We start from the raw sequence: 18,732 nt of genomic DNA, 5'->3' as shown, positions 1-18,732 counted from the left end.
CCTCCAGTCTGACAGGTGCCCGGCGGCCCTGACGCTCAGGCGTCGGCCGCGCGTCAGCCTGTTTGGGCCCCGTGACCGCGTTCGACGGCGAAATCACCGCCGGGGTACATAACGGTTTCGTGTCCGTCGTCGAAGCGGACCAGGTAGGGCGGATGACCTTCCTGACCGCGGACTTCAACGATTACCCCGTGCCGGTCTGAGGACCCGACGGTCCTCCCCCGGACGATGATCCTGTCACCCTGCGCTGCCTCCATGGCAATCACCTCCAAGGCCCAGAGTACGACTGACGGGGACCAGGGAACAGGGGTCAGCCACGTGACCGGTCGCGGCTCCCGGAAATGGACGGCAGGTCAGTTCCCTGGGACGCGATGAGACGGGCAGCGCGGCGGAGTGCGTCGTCGGGGTCCTGGTGCCAGCGCGTGATGACGACGTCGGCCCGCTGGCGGTCGCTGCCACCCAACCCCTGAAGCAGCGGAAACACAACGTCGGCAATCAGGGGGTCCACCAGCTCTCCGGTCTGCGCGGTTCTGATGAAGCCCTCCAGCCGGGTCAGGTCAGAGTGACGGAGGAGGGCCACCCGGGACTGCAGCAACACAACGGCGGCGAGCCGCCTCTCATAGACCGGCCGCCTGCCGGGACCGGGCCGGCCCCAGAGGAGTGATGCCAAAGCGGTCACCTCATCGTGGCCAAGGTCCTTGAACTTCGTGCCAGCGTCGCGGACGGTGCCGCGTACGGCTCCCACCGACGATCCGTAGGACCCAAGTACCCCGCCCACCCGGGACTCCACGTCTTCCGCCCGGTACCAGGCGCCCTCATTCTGCAGGGTGGCGTCGATGAAGCCGGCAGCCTCCTGCACACGTTCGTTCACGGCGCAGTTACCGTCCCAGCCGGCCGGCAGCGGCGTGAAGTATGCAGAACGGCGTTGACGGGCGTGCTTCGAGGCGTCCCTCCGCGATGGGATCCCCGCACACGTCGCACGTACCGTAAGTGCCCGCCGCAATCCGCGCCAGGGCCGCGTCCACCTGTTCGAGGCCCGAACTGCTCTGCTGCAGGAGCGCCGATGCCTGCGACAGCTCGAATGCAATGGTGGATCCCTCGGGGTCGTGCTCGTCATCCACGTTGGAATCCTGGCGCGCAGCATTGGCCGAAGAGATGTCCGCGCGGAGGGCGGGAAGAAGCGCGAGTTTCCGGGCGCGCTCTTCCTCCAGCAGGACCCGGAACCGTTCAAAATCTGGCATGGGAAAAGCCTAGTGGTTTTGGGGGTCTCGACAAGCGCGGCCAGTCGGAGGATGCTGGCAATCGTAAGCGCCTCAGATGCCGTCTGGCAGCAAGGGACAGACAGCTGATGGACACAAACTCCACAGAGAAAGTCTGCGTGCCATGCCTACAAACATCGTCACCGAGTTGGCAGTCAAGTCCCACAACACACCGGATGAGAAGCGCCGGCCGGAGAAGACGGAAGTGGACGTCGTCAACCTGGGTGACTACACCGTTGGCCGGTTCACGTTCAATCCCGGCTGGCGCTGGTCGGACTGCATCAAGCCGGTGGTCCAGACCGAGTCCTGCCAGAACAACCATGTGGGATTCTGCGTTTCCGGAGCCCTCAATGTCGAGACCACCGATGGCAACCGGATCAACATCAGTGCCGGAGATTCCTACACCATTCCACCGGGGCATGACGCCTGGGTGGACGGTGAAGAAGCCTTCGTCGGCATTGAATTCCTCAGCGCCGCGGAATTCGCCAAAGCCCCAGGAACGTGACCCGGCTGCCGTCCCCCCGGCAGGTCAGTACCAGTTGTTGGCCACTGAATGGTTCCACGCGCCGCACGGTGACCCGTAGCGGTCCGCTATATACGACAGTCCCCAATTGACCTGGGTCCGGTAGCTCGTGAGCCAGTCGCTGCCCGCGCTGGCATACTTGCTGGCCGGCAGCGACTGGGCGATCCCGTATGCGCCCGAATAGGGGTTGGTCGCGGTGGTCAGCCAGTTGGACTCCTTGGTCCACAGCGACGCCAGGCACGGAAACTGGTCCTGGCCCCAGCCGTAGGCCGCCAGCTGCCCGGCCGCGTAGCTCTTGGCGCCGGCGGGGTCGTTGACAGCGCCGCCCGGCACGGAAGGCACGACGACGACGGGCGGCGGGGCCGGCGTCGGGCTCGGGACAGGAGCGGGGGCGGGTACTCCCGGTACGGCAGGCGGGGCCGGAGCCGGTTTCTGCGCAGCGGCCAGGGCAGCTGCCTTGGCTGCCGCCTCCGCCTGTTGGCGTGCCTGTTCCTGCGCCGCCGCCCGCTTGGCGGCCTGCGCCGTTTCGTACGCAGCCAACGCCACCTGGCCCTGCCGGAACTCACCCTCCACGGCAGCGGTGGTGCCCTTGAGGGAGGCCAACTGCGCGGTCAGTTCCTGGCCGTGCTCCTGCTGCTCCGCGATCTGCCGGGACATGGCCTGCTGGGCGGATTGGGCGGCATCGAGCTTGGTTCTGGCTTCGCCGGACAGGCGCTCGCGCTCGGCCCTGGCTGCCTGCTCCTGATCGGCCAGGGCGCGGGAAATGCGTTCGGCGGCTGCGGATTTGTTCACCAGGGCGGCAGTCTTATCGCTGACGATCTGGACGATATTCAGGCCTTGGATGCTGTTGTTCTGCACGGCGTCGAGGGCAACGAAGAAACCCATGTTTGTGCCACCGGTCTTATACGACTGCGCCGCAAGAGACCCGATTTCCTTCTTGTACTGTCCCAGTTCGGCCGCGGCGCGTGCGGTCTGGGCGGTCAGTGCATCCACAGTGGAAGTGGCGGCCTGAAGCGCCGCTTCGGCAAGGGCATACTCCGCGGCGGACGTCACGGCCGCATCGCCCAGCGCCTCCGCTTCGGTCTGGAGCCCGCCCAGCAGCCCATTGATCCTGGTGACCTCTGCCGCTTTGCCGGCCTCGCTTTGCTTGGCGTTCTGCACGTCCTGCCACGAGGGATAGCCGCCGGGCGGCGCGTCGTCGGCGGCATGTGAGGGAAGCTGCGCTACCGACCCCACCAGGGCGACCGCCAGCATGCCGGCGAGGGCGGGCAGCCGCATTTTTTGAACAATCCGGGACATAGTTGGTGAGCTTACCGGGCATATACGGATTACGGGGGTTGACCTGCAACATCGTTACCGGAGAGCCGGGAAACCGCACTGAAATGCGGGTGGATTCCACGCCTACATTCCGTTACCGGAATGTGACATTGCTGCCGAGCAGAAGTTATGGTCAAGCGGTAGCCCGGCTCAAGCCGGACCATTCCCGCCAGTATGCCGAGCCCTGCCGCTGACCGGGATCCAGTCGCTTTCCAGCTGGCAGGGACGGGGGAACCACGTTTCCACGGCTTTTCGAAGCCTTGGGGTTAAGTCGGTATCGCTCCCGTCCCGTGCGGCGGCGCCACCGGCCGGGTAACTCCGACCCGAACCCGACAGCTCACCCCGCAGGCATGGGAGAGGCGATCAACCGTGTCCAAGAATTCCGCTTCCGCACGCCATCGTGTGGTTCCTGCCCGCTCTACCGTCCCTGTCGGCCTGTCGTCCACGGCCAAAGCGCACGCACTGACGTTTGGTCGGCCGGCGCTGGTGGCTGTTGCTGCATCAGGCCTGCTGTTCAGCATCGGCGCCCCGGCGCAGGCCGGCGTCCACGGCCCTGGTGATGCCGGTACTGCCAACGCCCAGGCCCAAACAAGTGCAGCGGTGGCGGCCCCGGCCGCCACTGTTCAGGCCGCTGCTGCTCCGGCACCGGCCGTGGCCAACGTCCACACGGTCGTTTCAGGCGACACGCTGGGCCAGATTTCCGCCACCAACGGCGTCCCGCTCAACGACGTCCTTGCCGCCAATGGACTCTCACTGACCAGCGTCATCTACCCCGGCGACCAGATCCGGATCCCCGGTGCCGGCTACACCGCACCGGCTCCCGCGGCGAAGGTCGCGGCGGCCCCGGCCTCCCCCACCAACACCGGTATCCAGCTGGCCTCAACGTCCGCACCGGCGGCCCAGGCTCCGGCCAGCTCGCTCGGCGCGGCCATCCTGGCTTCCGCCAACTCCCAGCTTGGCGTCCAGCAGGACTGCACCGCCATGGTGGAGAAGGCGCTGCGCTCGGTGGGTAAGAGCGTTGGTGATCTGGCTCCCGGCCAGTTCTACCAGTACGGCTCAGTGGTGGGCACACCGGCACCAGGGGATCTGGTCATCACGGCCGGCCATGTGGGCGTCTACGCCGGCAACGGCCAGGTAGTCAGTGGCGGGGTGGACGGCTACAAAACCGAAGTGCACTCCATCAGCTGGCTCTCCGGAGTGTCCTTCGTCCGCGTAGCGTGATCCGACCATGCTCGACGGCGGCGGGCGGCACCCAGCCGCGCGCCGCCGTCGTCCATCCCTGGTGTTCGCTCAGGTCCCGCAGAAGGTCCGGTAGCTCCCGAAGTCTTCAGGGGCGGGGCCGGCGTAGCGTTCCAGCCCGGGGCGCTGCGTGTACGGATCGGCCAGGACGTCCATCAGGCGGTTGAAGGGGTCCAGGTCGCCTGCGCTAGCAGCGTCAAGGGCCTCTTCAACCAGGTGGTTCCTGGGGATGTAGACGGGGTTGACCCGCTCCATCAGGTCCGCGTCCGGCGCCAGTGCCAGCCACTGTGCCGCCCAGGCGTCGAAGGCTGCCGGGTCCGCGAACTTGGCCCGCGCAGTCTCCGGCGTGCCGCGGGCTGCCGAGCCGAGGCTCCGGAAGAAGGACGTGTAGTCCACTTGGCCTTCCTGAAGCAGGCCCAGCACGCCGTCCACGATCGGCGACGCGACGTCGTCGTGCGTGTCCGCGCGCAGCCCAAGCTTGGACTTCATGCCGGCTGACCAAGCAGCGCTGTACAGCGTGCGGAAGGCGCCGAGGGATTCAACGGCGAGCGCAATGGCCTGGTCTTGGTCTTCATGGAGCAGGGGCAGGAGTGCTTCGGCGAGCCGGGTGAGGTTCCATTCGGCAATGACCGGCTGGTTGGCGTAGGCGTAGCGTCCGTCAGCGTCGATGGAGCTGTAGACCGAACCGGGGTTGAAGGCGTCCATAAACGCACACGGACCATAGTCGATGGTCTCGCCGGAGATGGTCATGTTGTCGGTGTTCATCACGCCATGGACGAAGCCCGCCAGCATCCATTGCACCACCAGGGACGCCTGGGCGGCTATGACCGCATCGAAGAACGCGAGATAGGGTTTTTCGGCGAGCGCCACGTCCGGGTAATGGCGGCTGATGGCATGATCGGCCAGACGGCGCAGAAGGTCCGTCTCGCCGTTGACACGGGCGAACTGGAAGCTGCCGACGCGCAGATGGCTGCTGGCCACCCGGGTGAGCACGGCTCCGGGCAGCATGGTTTCGCGGCGGACGGGCCGGCCCGTGGCCACCACGGCGAGGGACCTCGTGGTGGGGATGCCCATGGCATGCATGGCTTCGCTGACGACGTACTCGCGCAGCATGGGACCGACGACGGCGAGCCCGTCACCCGCGCGGGCGAACGGTGTCCGGCCGGAGCCCTTGAGGTGGATGTCCCGAAGCTGCCCGTGGATGTCCGTGACCTCACCCAGCAGGAGGGCCCGACCGTCGCCGAGCAGGGGTGAGTAACCGCCGAACTGGTGGCCCGCATAGGCCTGGGCCACCGGTGTGGCACCTTCAGGAATCTGGTTGCCGATCAGCAACCGCGTCCCGTCGGGCGTCCGCAGCGAGGACGGGTCCAGGCCCAGTTCGCTGGCCAACGGCTCGTTCAGGACCAGCAGCTGCGGGTCTGGCGCTTCCTCTGCCTGCCAGGGAACCGCCAACTCCTCGAGTTCGCGGGCGAAACGCCCGCCGAAGGTGAGCGTTAGTGGGATTGCGGTGCTCATCCTTCAAGACTACCCGCGGCCGCGGGTGAGTGCCCCGCCCTCCCAACTGAGTAGCGCTATCTGTCGTTCTGGAGGCTCAAAACGTCAGATAGCGCTACTCAGATCCGACGTACTGGCGTCACCCCTCAGACGTGCTGTCCGAACCAGGCGAGGGTGTCGTTCCAGGCAGCCGCGGCCTGGGTTTCGTTGTAGCGCTCGCCGGTGTCGTTGTGGAAGGCATGGTCCACGCCGGGGTAAACGGTGAGCTGATGCGTCACGGTGGTGGCGTCCAGGGCATCCCGGAGGGCCGGCATGGCACCGGTGATCCGCTGGTCACGTTCTGCATACACGCCGAACGCCGCCGCCTTGATGGCCGGCACCTTGTTCAGGTCCGGCGCCGGCCCATAGAACGCGGCGGTGGCCTTGAGCCCGGCCAGCTCAGTTGCCGCCTGCCAGGTAATGCCGCCGCCGAAACAGTACCCATTCATCGCGATGCGTCCGGAGTCCACGAAGTCCTGGCCCTGAAGGTAGTCGAAGGCGGCGGCGAAGTCTGCAACATGGCGTGGGGCCCCGGCGCTGGTCAGTGCACCCGACACGGCGTCCGAGTCAAGGCTGGCGGTGCCTCCCTCCCTACTCAGCAGGTCAAGGGCCAACGCCGCATACCCGGCCTTGGCAAAGCGCCGGGCAACATCCTGGATGTGAGGGGTCAGCCCGCGGTTCTCGTGGCAGACCAGCACCGCCGGGCCGGCTGCCCCGGAGTCGGGCCGGGCGAGGTAACCGCTGATATCGGTTCCGTCGGCAGCGAACCGGACGGTCGCCGTCGTAAGCCCCCCGGCGCCCTCCGGGACCGAGAGCGGACTTTTGGCCCCCGGAACAGCACCGGCAGAAGCGGTGCCGGTGCCCGCCGTCGATGACGGGGTGGGTGTGGGCATGGGGTCGGTGCTGCGTGGGACTTCCTCGGGTGTGCATCCAACGAGCAGCATCGCGCCCGATGCCGCCGCCATGCTTCCAGTGATGAATGCGACCCTGCGGGTAAAGGTGCGGTGGGTCATTGCGCCGGCGCGGTAGTCGTCGAAGAATTCCTCGATCAGGTACCGCTCAAACTTTCCAAGCTGGACCATGGCTGGCCTCCTCGAGTGAGGCTCATATCCTTCTCCGAAGCGGGCAGACCTGCAAGGGGTCCCATGCGCCCGGTCAGAACTGCTCGGCCGGGATGGACAACCCGAGGTCGAGAAGTCCGCGGCCTGCCTGTTCCAGAATGGGATCCATGGTCAGCGAGGCGTGGTTGAGCAGTACATTGACATCGCGCTGGATCCGCTGGAGCGGGTGCGTCAGCCGGTGCACACTCCCGCCGGATCCCGTCAGGATGAGGCGGACAGCCTCGGCCGACGCCGCGCCGCTGAGACCCAGCGAAAGCCGGTACCGCGCCCGCTCCTCATCGGTGAAAGCCGCAGGCCGGCGATCGAAGGAGGCGGCCACCACCCGGACAGCTTCCTGCCAGTGCAGCCGCGCGGTGGCCACCTGCCCGTAGGCCTGCGAGAACCGGGCCTGCGCGAGCGGCGAATCCGCCTGCCGCGCCTGCGTTGTCTGCTTGACCTTACGCACCATCATCAAGTCTTGGAACACCTCGATGGCGTGCTCAGCAGCCCCCAAAGCGGCGGCCGGGGCAACCATGTTCAGGAACGTGGCCATGGGGGTGTGGATGCTCGGATCCGGGTGGATGCGACTGCCGGGATTGTCAGCGACGGCCAGGAGATTCCATTCCAGGGCACGGTGCGCCGGGACAAAGAGGTTCTCCGCGCGGAGATCGTTGCTCCCGGTCCCCCGCAGGCCGGCCGTGTGCCAGACGTCCAGGAGGTCAAGATCGGACACCGGTACCAGGCACTGCAGGCGGACCTCGCCGTGCTGCACGGCCAGGAGCGCCCACTCGGAGTGCATGATGCCGGAGGCGAAGCTCCATCGGCCCGAGACGGTGTAACCGCCGGGAACCTTCTCTGCTTTACCGGGAGGGGCACCGGTGGCGGCAGCCAAGGGGGCCGGCCCGTTGGCGAAGACTTCATCCTGGGCTTCCTGCGGCCAGCGGGCCAGCATCCACACGTGTTCCACCAAGTGCCCCACGCTCCAGGCCGTGGAGACACATCCCTGGGCAAGGCGGCGAACCACCTCCACGTAGGTTTCCAGCCCCATGCCGAAGCCGCCCACGGCCTTCGGTGCAAGCATCTGGAACACCCCTGCTGCCTTCAGTTCAGCCATGGTGGCTTCCGGGATGCGGCGGATCTCCTCGGTCTCCGCGGCGCGGTCCCGCAGCCGGGGAACGAGGGCATCCACCCGGGACAGCAGCTCGTCATGGGAAGGAATGATCACGGCCGGAAGGAAATCCGCCGGCAGGATCTCGGCCGGAAGCTCGATGGTGTGCGCTGTATGGCTGCGTTTCGCGGCCAGGTAGCGGTGATTGGCCGCCGAGAGGTGCACTCCGGTGGGGACCTGCTCCGAGACGTCAACGCCGAGGTCCGTCAGCTGCCCTACTTTGTCCGGGTTGTTGGTGAGGAGGCGGATCCGGCCCGCGCCAAGCGCGCCGAGCATCTGGGCTGCGGCGCTGTAGTCCCGCTCGTCCTCGCCGCGGCCCAGGGCCACGTTGGCTTCGTAGGTGTCGAGTCCGTTGTCCTGCAGGGCGTACGCGTCGAGCTTGGAGTACAGGCCGATGCCGCGCCCCTCCTGCCGCAGGTACAGCAGGAAGCCCCCGACGGCGGCAATCTCCTCGACTGCCTCGCGCAGCTGGGGTCCGCAGTCGCAGCGCTCGCTGCCGAACACGTCGCCCGTGAGGCATTCACTGTGCAGCCGGACCAACGGCGCTGTACCTTCCGGGCCCTGGTCCAGGAGCGTCTGCTCCCATTCGCCGAGGGCGAGCAACAGGTGCTCCTTACCGTCGGCCAGTCCATGGAAGGTCATGATCTCGGCTGTGGCCGCGAAGCCGTCAGGGAAGCGAAGTGGGACGGTGACCTGGCTGCGCACGGTGGCCGGTTGTTCGAATGGCCGCGCGACGGTCTCGGACATGACGGTCATCTGGGCTCCTCAGGAAGTCTGGCAGTACTTGAATGTTGAAGTAAATGGTACCGATCATTACTTCACGATGCAAGTGATTTGAGCGACATAAAACTTCATTCATGAAGTAAAGCGCGTAGACTCACCCTATGGAACGTGCCGAGGAACCGCGATGGCTGAACGGCGAGGAACGCGACGTCTGGCTGACGCTGGTCGCTGTGATTATGAAGCTTCCCGCCGCCCTGGACGCCCAACTGCAGCACGACGCTGGGATGAGCCACTTCGAGTACATGGTCCTGGCCGGCCTGTCTGAAGCTCCGGCCCGCACACGCCGGATGAGTGATTTGGCGGGCTTTACCGAGTCCGGACTCCCCCGGCTGTCCCAGGTGGTGAGCCGGCTTGAAAAGCGGGGCTGGGTGCAACGCTCTACGGATCCTTCCGACGGACGCATCACGCTGGCCACGCTCACCGACGAGGGCTGGACGAAAATCACCCAAACCGCCCCGGGGCACGTGGAGGCAGTCCGAGCGCTTGTGTTCGATCCCCTCACGAAGGCACAGTCGCGCCAGCTGGGGAGCATCGGCAAACGCATCATGGGCGCCATTGACCCAGAGGACCGCTGCCTGCGCGGAAGCGCCCCACTCTGAAATTAGCAGGGCGCCTTCGGACGGTCAGACGGAATACGGTCGTCAGACCCGCGCACTCTGGTGCGTGAAGGTCGTTACGGCCGGGCGCAGCGGCGCCACTGGATCCAGGCGCACATAGGCCTCGCCCGGCGCCGGGCGAGGGTCCGCCTCTCCCTTGTTGGGCCAGAGCGAGAACGCGCGTTCCGCCTGGGCCGTGATCGACAGCGACGGATTAACGCCGAGGTTGGCCGAGATCGCTGCACCGTCGACGATGTGCATGCCAGGGTAGCCCCAGACCCGGTGGTAGGGGTCGATGACACCGCTGTCCGGGCTGTCGCTGATGCAGGCGCCGCCGAGGAAGTGGGCGGTGAGCGGCACGTCGAAGATCTCCCCCAACGTCGCTCCGGCGTAGGTCCTGCGCCCGCCACGCTCCTGCAGGAGCCGTGCGATGACGCCCATCGCCCGGTGGCCCGGCTCGATGTAGGTCGGGTTGGGCTCGCCGTGCCCCTGTCGGGAGGTCAGCTGGCGGCCGCCGAAGAGCCGCCGTTTGCCCGAGACGGTAAGCGAGTTGTCCCGGGTCTGCATAACGAGGCCGATGATGGTGCGCTCGCTAAACTTCCAGGGGGTCGGCTCGATGCTTGGGATCGCCAGCGGGTTCTTGAGCGCGACGCCGATGAACCGCACCCACCGTGGCATCCGCCCATCACCCGGCACCGCCAGCGTCGAGAGGGCCCCCATCGCATTGGAGCCCTTGCCGTAGCGGACGTTTTCGATATGGGTGTCTTCGTCCGGGTGGAACGAGGCGGTGATGGCGACACCCTTGGTGAGGTCCATGCCTTTGGGTGGGCGATGCGACGTCATGGCGCCCAGAAGCGCCTCGGAGTTGGTCCGGGTGAGAACCCCCAGGCTGTCCGAGAGCCCGGGCAGTTGCCCGCCGTCGCGCATCTCGTGAAGAAGCGACTGCGTCCCCCAGGTACCGGCCGCAAAAACCACGTGCCTGGCGGTGAGAACCTGCCGGTCCTTGCCCCGCCTGGTCCAGGCCCCCGTGCGCTCGGTGACGATCTCGTATGCCGGCGCTTCGGCGTCGGTGAGCGGGCGTACGGCGGCGACGGTGCGCAGCGGCGTCACGCGCACGCCGATCTTTTCGGCCAGGCCCAGGTAGTTCTTCGTCAGGGTGTTCTTTGCGCCCACGCGGCAGCCCACCATGCAGTTGCCGCACTCCGTGCAGCCGGTGCGTTCGGGGCCGGCGCCGCCGAAGTATGGGTCCGGGACCCGGACACCCGGCATGCCGAAAAACACGCCGGTGGGCGCCTTCTTGAACGTGTGCCCAACGCCGAGCTCGTCCGCGGCAGCGCGCATCAGCTGCTCCACCGGGCCCTCGCACGGGTTGGTCACCACCCCCAACATCGACTGGGCCATCCGGTAATGCGGCGCAAGCTCGTCCTGCCAGTCCGTGATGTGGCCCCACTGCTTGTCCTGGAAGAACGGCGCCGGAGGGATGTAGAGCGTGTTCGCATAGTTGAGGGAGCCACCGCCGACGCCGGCGCCCGCCAGGATCAGTGCGTCCGGGAGCTTGTGGACGCGCTGGACGCCGAAGCAGCCAAATTTCGGGGCCCAGAGGTACTTGCGGAGGTTCCACGATGTCTTGGCGAAGTCTCCGTCCTCGAACCTGCGGCCGGCCTCAAGCACGTGCACGTCGTAGCCCTTCTCGGCGAGGCGCAGCGCTGCGACCGAGCCGCCGAAACCGGAGCCGATGACAACGACATCGTGGTCAACGGCCGGGCCGCTGTCCTGGGCGGTCACTTCTTTCCCGCTGCCTTGAGCGCGCGCAGGAGAAAAGTCAGCATTCTGGAGTGGTCGCCGTCGGACATTCCGAACGCGGGCCCGAACGGCAGCAGGTGCTGGGCCGTCACAGTCTGGCTCTCGGTGAAGCGCAGGATGCCCTCGGAGCCGTGGCGGCGGCCCACCCCGGAGGCTTTCATGCCGCCCATGGGCGAGCCGGTGCTGCCCCAGGCGACGGTGTAGGAGTCATTGATACTCACGGTGCCCGTTCGGATCCTGGCCGCAAGCTCCCGGCCGTGGCGGACACTGCCCGTGAACACGTTGCCGTGCAGGCCGAACTCGGTGTCGTTGATGAGCTGGATGGCCTCGGCATCGTCCGCCACGCGGTAGATCGCCACAACGGGACCGAACGTCTCCTCGTTCCGGCACAGCATCGACTCGGTAACACCGGTCAGCAGGGTGGGCTCGTACACATATGGGCCGAGGTCCGGGCGGTGCCTGCCGCCGGTGAGGACTGTGGCGCCGTGCTTCCTCGCATCCTCAACGTGGGCCGAGACTGTCTCAAGCTGGGAAGCCGAAGCGAGCGAGCCCATGTCATTGCCGTAGTCGAGCGCTGTGCCGACCTTCATGGCCTCCACCGCGGCGATGAGCTTTGCGGTGAAGGCGTCCGCCACCTTCTCGTGCACGATGACCCGCTCTGCCGACATGCACAGCTGTCCCGCCGATGCGAAGCAGGTGCGGATGGTTCCGGTCACGGCCTTGTCGAGGTCGGCGTCGTCGGCGATGTACACACCGTTTTTCCCGCCGAGCTCGAGGGAGTAGCCAACGAGCCGGCCGGCAAGGGATTCGGCCACCTTGCGGCCCACTGGCGTCGAGCCGGTGAAGCCGGCGTAGTCGGCCCGGTCCAGGACGGCCTGGCCGATGCGGCGGTCGCCAAGGACCACCTCGAGGACGCCCTCAGGAAGCCCGGCATCACGCAGCATCTCGACGCCGAGGAGGGCCGACAAACTCGCCTGACGGTCTGGCCGCAGGACGACGGCGTTGCCCGCCACGAGTGCGGCGATCGCGTCGGTGACGGCGAGGCTGAAGGGGTAGTTCCACGGCGAGACGATGCCCACCACACCCTTGGGATGGCGCAGCTCGCGCGCCTGGGACAACACCGGGTAGGCACCGGAACGGCGGCGGGTCTTGAGGTAGCCGGAGGCGGCGCGGCCGTAATGGCGTGCCGTGTCGGCAACGTCGGCAACCTCTTCGAAGGCGTGGCCCCGGGACTTGCCCGACTCGAGCTGGATGAAGTCGAGGATCTCGGCCTGGTGGTCAAGGACGATGTCATGGAAGCGCTCCATGATCCCCTGGCGATCCTTGAACGACGTTCGGGCCCATTCGACCTGGGCTTGCCCCGCCCGGGCGTAGGCCTCCGCGACGTCAGCCTCAGTAGACAGCGGCAGGGAAGCGAGCGGGCCGCCGGTGAGCGGCGTGTGAATCAGTTCAAGTTGGGCGTCCGCGGTATGCCGGGCATGGGCGACAAGGATCCGCACGCGGGCCGGATCCACGGCGAAGGTTTCGATGGGCGCGGTGATGTGGCTGGCCAGCGTCTCTGATGACATGGACAAAGAGTACCTGATAGTTGAATATCGGTTTTGTCATTCCACGCCAGGGCGCTTCTCATCTGTAGGCGTCACGACGGTGAGCAATTGATATCACCTCGATCAGAAGGACGTCGTCAATGATCCGGTAGATGACCCTGTATTCGCCGCGTCTGGCTGAGTAGAGGGGATACAGGGGCTCCTGCAGCTGCTTCCCTAGCCGGCGAGGGTTCTCGCGGAGCGCACCCGTTATGAACTCGAACGCTGCCGCCGCCACTTTTTCCGGCAGGCCATGCGTCAGTGCGCGCCGTGCAGATTTCGAGAACCGGACGTCATAACCGGCGCTCATTCCGTTCCGGTTGCAGGCCGCATGTCAGCCTTTACCTGCTCGGCGTTGAAGGTGTCACCACGTTCGAGATCATGGAGACCTTGGCCGATCTCTTTGACAAGCCTGGCGTCCGAGAGAATGGCCACAGTCTCCAACATTGCATCGTAGTCATCGGCACCCAGGAGCACAGCCGCCCGCAGTCCATTCCGGGTAATCTCGAACCGCTCGTGCGTCGTGGACGCCCGCTCCACAAGGCGCGAGAAATTTGATCGTGCTTCTGCCACCGGGAGTGTTGTCATGTACATAATTCTAGCGCACATGGCGCGACCCGGGTGGGATGGCCCGGGTACGGATATTGACGCGACGGCAGCGGAACTGCACCACGGTTCCGCTGCGAGCGCAACATCGTAGCTGCACCGTTCATGGCCGATAATGACGCCCACTGCGGTTCTCGAGGCACAGTGCCAAACGGTCGCCTAGCCTACCCACCCCCCCGCACGCGAGGAAGAACCGGCTGGGTGCAGTCTGTAGCCTTGAGGCGTGGGACATTCAGCGGTCATCATCGGCGCGGGAATCGGCGGCCTGAGCACGGCACGGGCCCTGAAGCGTCACGGCTGGGCAGTGACAGTTTTGGAGCAGGCTGCGGCCCTGCCGACGTCGGGCACCATGCTGGGCATGTGGCCGGCCGCCATGAAGGCCCTCGACGATATTGGTGTTGACGCCTCGCGCCGCACTGACGGTTGGGCGCACATTGCTGCCGACGCAGGAACCCGACTGTGGACGCCGGCGGGGCGGACGTTGCTGACAGCCCCCGGGGGCGCCGACCTGAACCTGGTCTCCCGGCCCGCGCTGCTCGCTGCGCTTGCCCGGGACATCGACGTCAGCTTCAACACGCAGGTCATCGAGGCCGAACAGCTGGACGATGCGGAGCTGGTGGTAGGTGCGGATGGCACGTTCAGCCGCACCCGGCAGCGGATGTTCGATGACCGGTTCCCCGCCCGTTCCCTTGGAGCCGTCGCATGGCGGGGAACCGTCAAAGGCGCCGTGGCCGAATTCGGCGAGACCTGGGCTCCCGGCGCACTGTTTGGCATCACACCGGCGGGTCCTGATGCGACGAACTGGTATGCATGCATCCGCGCCGATCAGACATTTGACGGACCACACCTGCCGCACATAGTGGACCATTTCGGCCCCTGGCACCGCGGCGTGCGGGAGCTGATCGGCAGGATCGAAGAGAAGGCAGTCCTGCATCACGGACTCTTCGAGACGCGGAAGTTGCCGCGGTACGTCACCGGAAAGACAGCGCTGGTGGGCGACGCCGCCCACGCAATGGCGCCCTTCCTTGGACGCGGGGCCTGCGAAGCCATCCTTGATGGTGCCTCGCTGGGGCGGTCCGTGGCGCAGGCTTCCTCTGTCGAGACGGGTCTCGCGGTGTTCGACAAGGAGCGCCGGGCGCGGACTCAGCGGCTAGTGCTGGCCTCGCGCCTGACAGGTCAATTCGCCATGATGGATACCGGCTCAGGAATCCGGAACGCCGCGGTTGGTGCCGTCGGCCGGCTGGTGAAGCCCAGGCCACGGCGGGATCCCACGCTCCCCCGCCAGTAGGGGGCGTCAGTCACGCGGGCGCATGAGCGGCGGATTCAGCACGGCATGCGTGGGCTGGCCTGCTGTGGGGCGGGCCGTTTCGGCGAGCCTGAAGAGAGCCGCGGGGCGGCCGGCGTCGCCCGCAGTCATCCGTCCGGTGCTCTCCAGAAAACCAGATGTTCCCGTAGCCTTCCGGTGGAAGTTCCTGGGGTCGAGGCGGGTATCCCAGACGGCCTCATAAACAGCACGGAGCTGTGCCACGGTAAATTCCTCACTGCAAAAGGCCGCCGCCAACGGCGAGTATTCGAGCTTTGATTTCGCCCGCTCCAGGGCATCGGCAAGGATCCGCTCATGGTCGAAGGCGAGCTGCATTTCGCCTCTCAGGACCTGGCTGACCGGATACCAGCCGGCGTGTTCGGCGTCGCTCCCGGCGGACAGCACCGGGAAGTTGGGCGCGAGCAGCAAGTGAGCCACGGTGAGCACATCACCGCGGGGATCGCGCCCCTTCGGGCCATAGCTCCCCAGCTGCTCCAGGTACCCGGGGACGTGCTCGACGCCGGTCTCTTCAGCAAGCTCGCGGGCCGCAGCAGACGGCAGGTCCTCGCCAGCTAGCACAAAACCGCCCGGGAGGGCGAGTGTTCCGCGGAACGGGTCAATGAGCCGGGTGATGAGCAGGACGTTCAGGGTGTCGTCGGCCACGGTGAGGGCGACGACGTCGACCGTCACCGGGAAGCGCGCGTGCTTCGGGCGAGATTCGGGCATGTCCCCATCCTAGGAAATTATCGTCAGATTGACAATAAGTTCCCGCGGCGCCTATCGTTTGATTATCGTCAGAGTGACGACAAGAACCGTTGAGGAGAATCCCATGGCCAGCATCAAGAACTACCCCTGGATCAGCCACTTCCTGGGCAGCCCCACCGGCTACGTCGTCCACCTCCAGAAGGGCTCGGTCCGCCACGAAGGAGTGGGCCAGGCGTTCTGGTACCGCCCCGCGGTCTCCGTGCTCAGCGAGGTTCCCGTCGATGACCAGGAACTGCCCACTCTCTTCCACGCCATCACCCGGGACCACCAGGACGTAGGCATCCAGGCAGACGTGGCCTACCGCTTCATCGACCCCATGGCCGTCTCCAGCCGGCTCGACTTCGGCCTCCAACCGGCCGGTGCAGGTCCCGCAACCGGCAGGGACCAGGTGGCCACCATCATCGGCCAGCTATGCCAAAGCCACGCCATTGACCAGATCGCAACCACCACATTGGCCGAGGCCCTGGAGCGCGCTGTCAGCCAGCTCCGCACGGTCCTTACCGACGCGCTGCGCTCGGACGCCCGGCTCCTGTCCACAGGCATCGAGATTCTTGGCGTGCAGGTCCTGGCCGTCCGGCCGGAGTCGGATGTCGAGAGAGCCCTCCAGACGCCGGTCCGCGAACAGCTCCAGGCCGAAGCGGACCGCGCCGTCTACGAACGCCGGGCCGTCGCCGTCGAACGTGAACGGACCATTTCCGAGAACGAAATGGCGAGCCAGATCGAACTGGCCACCCGCCGCGAACACTTGGTGGCCCGGGAAGGCGCCAACGCACGGCGTGCGGCCGAGGAAAAGGCGGCCGCGGGACTGATCGACGCGCACGCTTCGGCCGAACGGCAGGGCATCAGCGCCGACGCCGAAGCGAACCAGATCCGGCTGCTGGGCGAGGCTGCTGCCGCACGCGAGGCCGCCACCATGGAGGTCTACCAGGACGTGGACCAGGCCACCCTTCTGGGCTTGGCCCTCCGCGAGGCAGCCGGTTCGCTGCCCAACATCGGGAACCTCACCATCACCCCGGACCTGCTGAGCGGGGCGCTGGCCGGGCTGCTCCGGGAGCCATTGGGCGGCACGGCGTTGGCTGATGCAGGCCGCATAGCTGCAGGCACCACCGGCAACGCCGGGAAGTAGGATCCCGGCATGGCAAATCCACGCCTTGTCATCGTCCACCGACGGACCGAGCTCCAGGAACTGCTGGACCGGCACGCCACGCGCGGACAGGCCGAATTCTTCCTCCGCACGCGGGGACGCAACATCCAGGATGTCCAGGGGCGACATGACAGGATCACCGTCGCGCTGGAGGCGGTCCGGGCCGTAGTTCCGGCCGAATGGCGTCACGCCGAGGTGGAGCGGACGGACCTCAGCCGCTTCCTGCTCACAGCGGAGGACATCGTGGCCGTGGTGGGCCAGGACGGGCTGGTGGCCAACGCGGCCAAGTACCTCAACGGCCAGCCGGTCATCGGGATCGATCCGGAGCCCGGAGCGAATCCCGGCGTCCTGGTCCGGCACACGCCCAACGAGGCAGCAAAACTGCTCCGGGAAGCTGCCCTGGTCGGGCCGGAACGGCTGAACAGCCGGGAGCTCGCCACCGTGACAGCGCGCCTCGATGACGGGCAGGAACTCTCGGCGCTCAACGAAATCTTCGTCGGGCATGCCTCGCACCAGTCGGCCCGGTACCAGCTCACCACCCCGGGCAGCCGGACCGAACGGCAGTCCTCGTCCGGGCTGATCGTCTCCACCGGCACCGGGGCCACCGGCTGGTGCGCTTCCATCGCCCTGGAGCGTGGAGGGCGCGCGCTGCCGGCGCCGGCGGACGCCCAGCTCGCGTGGTTCGTCCGCGAGGCCTGGCCCTCCCCCATCACCGGAGCCTCCCTGACGGAGGGGGTGCTGGACGCGGGCGAGACACTCCGGATCACTGTGGCATCCGACCAGCTGGTGGTTTTCGGCGACGGCATGGAATCAGACCGCCTGACCGCATCCTGGGGCCAGGAAATCACGGTGCGGTTGGGCGAAAGGCCGCTGCGGCTGGTGATGTAAGCAAGTTGTCTGGTCAATCCGGCTCGCGTGTGTTGTGATTTTGACTAGTCGAGGAATAGCGCCGGAAATCCCCGGCTCCACGGCGGCCTCATCGTTACGACAAGATGGCAACGCGTGAGGAGGCGAGACGATGGCATCCATGGACGGAACCGTGGCACTGGTGACGGGCGCCGCCGGCGGCTTGGGAGGCGCTGTGGCATCCGGCCTTGCACTTCCGGTCCCGCCACGACCGGCTCGACGTGCTGGTCAACGCAGCGGGCGTGTTCCGCAAGGAACGTCAGGTAACCCGCGATGGGCTCGAACTGACCTTCGCCACTAATGTGCTGGCCTACTTCCTGCTGACCAACCTGCTGCTGGACGCGCTCACGCACCGCGCAGCCGCACCACCCAGCAATTCCCGCATCGTCAACATCGCGTCCCGGTATGGCAATGCCAGGCTGAACTTCGACGACCTCCAGACTGCAAGCGGCAAGTACAGCTACCTTCGCTCGACGCCGCCCACAATGCTGGCCCGGGTACTGCTCACGCAGGAGTTCGCTGAGCGTCTGCGCGGCTCAGGCGTGGTCGCCAATGCCGTCCATCCGGGACTGGTCAAGAACACGACGCTGCTGCAGGACGTCGGGGGCCCATTCCGCTGGATCACGAACACGTTCGGAGCACCGGCAGAAAAGGCGGCGGATACACCGCTCTGGCTCGCCACGTCACGCGAAACAGCGGGAGTCTCAGGAAAGCTATGGGCCAAGCGCAAGGAGCTCCCGACGCCCGGAATGGGATCGGACCCCGAAGCCCGGAAGCGCTTGTGGGACGCGTGCGCGCACCTGGCCGGGATGCCCTGACGTTGAGCCTGTTGGAGCAGGCTTAAGGATCAGACATACCGTCAGAATCAAGTAGCCGAGTGCAACACCATCGAACGAGGGCAATGTGAAAGATGAAGACCTGCGGGCCAGACAGTCCTGCGTTCGCAGACGCCATCAAGTGGTTGTATGCAGCCATCGACCCCATGAAGCCTTTCGCTAGCGTTCCTTGGTGTTCCAAACTTTGACACTGATCTTGAGTTTTAGGCAGCGTTTTTCATTCGGGCGTTGTCGATGTAGCCGTTGACGTGGCGGTCGATGGTGGCCA

General features: G+C 66.5%; 19 protein-coding genes and 1 riboswitch. Of the genes, 7 read left to right on the top strand and 12 right to left on the bottom strand.

Annotation, left to right across the window (positions count from 1 at the left end):
• Window positions 1-53 precede the first annotated feature (53 nt).
• Genes NG701_RS00790 through NG701_RS00780 form a run of 3 tightly spaced genes read right to left on the bottom strand, consistent with a single transcriptional unit; the run spans window position 54 to window position 1,238 of the window.
• Window positions 54-254 carry a DUF1918 domain-containing protein gene (locus NG701_RS00790; protein WP_252563444.1) on the bottom strand — a complete coding sequence of 67 codons (201 nt, stop codon included), beginning with the start codon at window positions 252-254 and terminating at the stop codon, window positions 54-56.
• A 53-nt stretch (window positions 255-307) separates the two neighbouring features.
• The gene (locus NG701_RS00785; RefSeq protein WP_252563441.1) at window positions 308-868 is read right to left on the bottom strand and encodes a DNA alkylation repair protein; all 561 of its coding nucleotides are present in this window, start codon (window positions 866-868) and stop codon (window positions 308-310) included.
• 7 nt (window positions 869-875) lie between these two features.
• The gene (locus NG701_RS00780) at window positions 876-1,238 is read right to left on the bottom strand and encodes a TraR/DksA family transcriptional regulator (RefSeq protein ID WP_252563438.1); all 363 of its coding nucleotides are present in this window, start codon (window positions 1,236-1,238) and stop codon (window positions 876-878) included.
• A 142-nt stretch (window positions 1,239-1,380) separates the two neighbouring features.
• Between NG701_RS00780 and NG701_RS00775 the strand changes: the two genes are divergently transcribed.
• Entirely contained in the window at window positions 1,381-1,761 is a 381-nt protein-coding gene (locus NG701_RS00775; RefSeq protein ID WP_252563435.1) for a cupin domain-containing protein, read from the top strand.
• 24 nt (window positions 1,762-1,785) lie between these two features.
• Here the strand turns inward: NG701_RS00775 and NG701_RS00770 are convergent, their stop codons facing one another.
• The gene (locus NG701_RS00770) at window positions 1,786-3,078 is read right to left on the bottom strand and encodes an aggregation-promoting factor C-terminal-like domain-containing protein (protein ID WP_252563432.1); all 1,293 of its coding nucleotides are present in this window, start codon (window positions 3,076-3,078) and stop codon (window positions 1,786-1,788) included.
• A 214-nt stretch (window positions 3,079-3,292) separates the two neighbouring features.
• A riboswitch (cyclic di-AMP (ydaO/yuaA leader) is annotated at window positions 3,293-3,462 on the top strand.
• A gap of 3 nt (window positions 3,463-3,465) precedes the next feature.
• Here NG701_RS00770 and NG701_RS00765 point away from each other — a divergent pair.
• Window positions 3,466-4,317, top strand: coding sequence for a C40 family peptidase (locus NG701_RS00765; protein WP_252563429.1), 852 nt, complete (start codon window positions 3,466-3,468; stop codon window positions 4,315-4,317).
• A 69-nt stretch (window positions 4,318-4,386) separates the two neighbouring features.
• Here NG701_RS00765 and NG701_RS00760 read toward each other — a convergent pair whose 3' ends face one another.
• The 3 genes from NG701_RS00760 to ribA form a co-directional block, all read right to left on the bottom strand.
• Window positions 4,387-5,850, bottom strand: coding sequence for a protein adenylyltransferase SelO (locus tag NG701_RS00760; protein WP_252563426.1), 1,464 nt, complete (start codon window positions 5,848-5,850; stop codon window positions 4,387-4,389).
• A gap of 125 nt (window positions 5,851-5,975) precedes the next feature.
• Entirely contained in the window at window positions 5,976-6,950 is a 975-nt protein-coding gene (locus tag NG701_RS00755) for a dienelactone hydrolase family protein (protein ID WP_252563423.1), read from the bottom strand.
• A gap of 73 nt (window positions 6,951-7,023) precedes the next feature.
• Window positions 7,024-8,892, bottom strand: a complete 1,869-nt coding sequence (ribA, locus tag NG701_RS21075; RefSeq protein WP_305884413.1) for a GTP cyclohydrolase II RibA — start codon at window positions 8,890-8,892, stop codon at window positions 7,024-7,026.
• Between the two features lie 128 nt (window positions 8,893-9,020).
• Between ribA and NG701_RS00740 the strand changes: the two genes are divergently transcribed.
• The gene (locus NG701_RS00740) at window positions 9,021-9,518 is read left to right on the top strand and encodes a MarR family winged helix-turn-helix transcriptional regulator (RefSeq protein ID WP_252563420.1); all 498 of its coding nucleotides are present in this window, start codon (window positions 9,021-9,023) and stop codon (window positions 9,516-9,518) included.
• Window positions 9,519-9,560: 42 nt separating this feature from the next.
• Here the strand turns inward: NG701_RS00740 and NG701_RS00735 are convergent, their stop codons facing one another.
• From NG701_RS00735 to NG701_RS00720, 4 genes are read right to left on the bottom strand one after another with little or no spacing between them, the layout of a single operon-like run.
• A complete protein-coding gene (locus NG701_RS00735) occupies window positions 9,561-11,300 on the bottom strand; it encodes a GMC oxidoreductase (RefSeq protein WP_252563417.1) in 1,740 nt (579 codons plus the stop codon).
• Window positions 11,297-12,886, bottom strand: coding sequence for a succinic semialdehyde dehydrogenase (locus NG701_RS00730; protein WP_252563414.1), 1,590 nt, complete (start codon window positions 12,884-12,886; stop codon window positions 11,297-11,299). The genes NG701_RS00735 and NG701_RS00730 overlap by 4 nt, the downstream gene beginning before the upstream one ends.
• Window positions 12,887-12,944: 58 nt before the next feature.
• Complete coding sequence (locus NG701_RS00725) at window positions 12,945-13,214, bottom strand: type II toxin-antitoxin system RelE family toxin (protein ID WP_252563411.1); 270 nt, start codon at window positions 13,212-13,214, stop codon at window positions 12,945-12,947.
• Window positions 13,211-13,492 (bottom strand): type II toxin-antitoxin system Phd/YefM family antitoxin, encoded by a 282-nt coding sequence (locus NG701_RS00720; protein ID WP_252563408.1) that lies wholly within the window; start codon window positions 13,490-13,492, stop codon window positions 13,211-13,213. Before NG701_RS00720 ends, NG701_RS00725 begins: the two co-directional genes overlap by 4 nt.
• Window positions 13,493-13,733: 241 nt before the next feature.
• Between NG701_RS00720 and NG701_RS21105 the strand changes: the two genes are divergently transcribed.
• Window positions 13,734-14,798: an FAD-dependent oxidoreductase gene (locus tag NG701_RS21105; RefSeq protein WP_252563405.1), complete on the top strand. Its 1,065-nt coding sequence runs from the start codon at window positions 13,734-13,736 to the stop codon at window positions 14,796-14,798.
• Window positions 14,799-14,804: 6 nt separating this feature from the next.
• Here the strand turns inward: NG701_RS21105 and NG701_RS00710 are convergent, their stop codons facing one another.
• The gene (locus tag NG701_RS00710; RefSeq protein WP_252563403.1) at window positions 14,805-15,539 is read right to left on the bottom strand and encodes an NUDIX hydrolase; all 735 of its coding nucleotides are present in this window, start codon (window positions 15,537-15,539) and stop codon (window positions 14,805-14,807) included.
• 103 nt (window positions 15,540-15,642) lie between these two features.
• Between NG701_RS00710 and NG701_RS00705 the strand changes: the two genes are divergently transcribed.
• The 3 genes from NG701_RS00705 (at window position 15,643) to NG701_RS00695 (ending at window position 18,446) form a co-directional block, all read left to right on the top strand.
• A complete protein-coding gene (locus NG701_RS00705) occupies window positions 15,643-16,704 on the top strand; it encodes an SPFH domain-containing protein (protein WP_252563401.1) in 1,062 nt (353 codons plus the stop codon).
• A 9-nt stretch (window positions 16,705-16,713) separates the two neighbouring features.
• Window positions 16,714-17,610, top strand: a complete 897-nt coding sequence (locus tag NG701_RS00700) for a diacylglycerol kinase catalytic domain-containing protein (protein ID WP_252563398.1) — start codon at window positions 16,714-16,716, stop codon at window positions 17,608-17,610.
• Window positions 17,611-17,816: 206 nt separating this feature from the next.
• Window positions 17,817-18,446: an SDR family NAD(P)-dependent oxidoreductase gene (locus NG701_RS00695; RefSeq protein WP_252563395.1), complete on the top strand. Its 630-nt coding sequence runs from the start codon at window positions 17,817-17,819 to the stop codon at window positions 18,444-18,446.
• The last annotated feature ends 286 nt before the right edge of the window (window positions 18,447-18,732 follow it).

This window comes from Pseudarthrobacter cellobiosi, assembly GCF_023913815.1.
Taxonomy (GTDB): Bacteria; Actinomycetota; Actinomycetes; order Actinomycetales; family Micrococcaceae; genus Arthrobacter; species Arthrobacter cellobiosi.
This window is presented reverse-complemented; position numbering and strand designations above follow the sequence as displayed.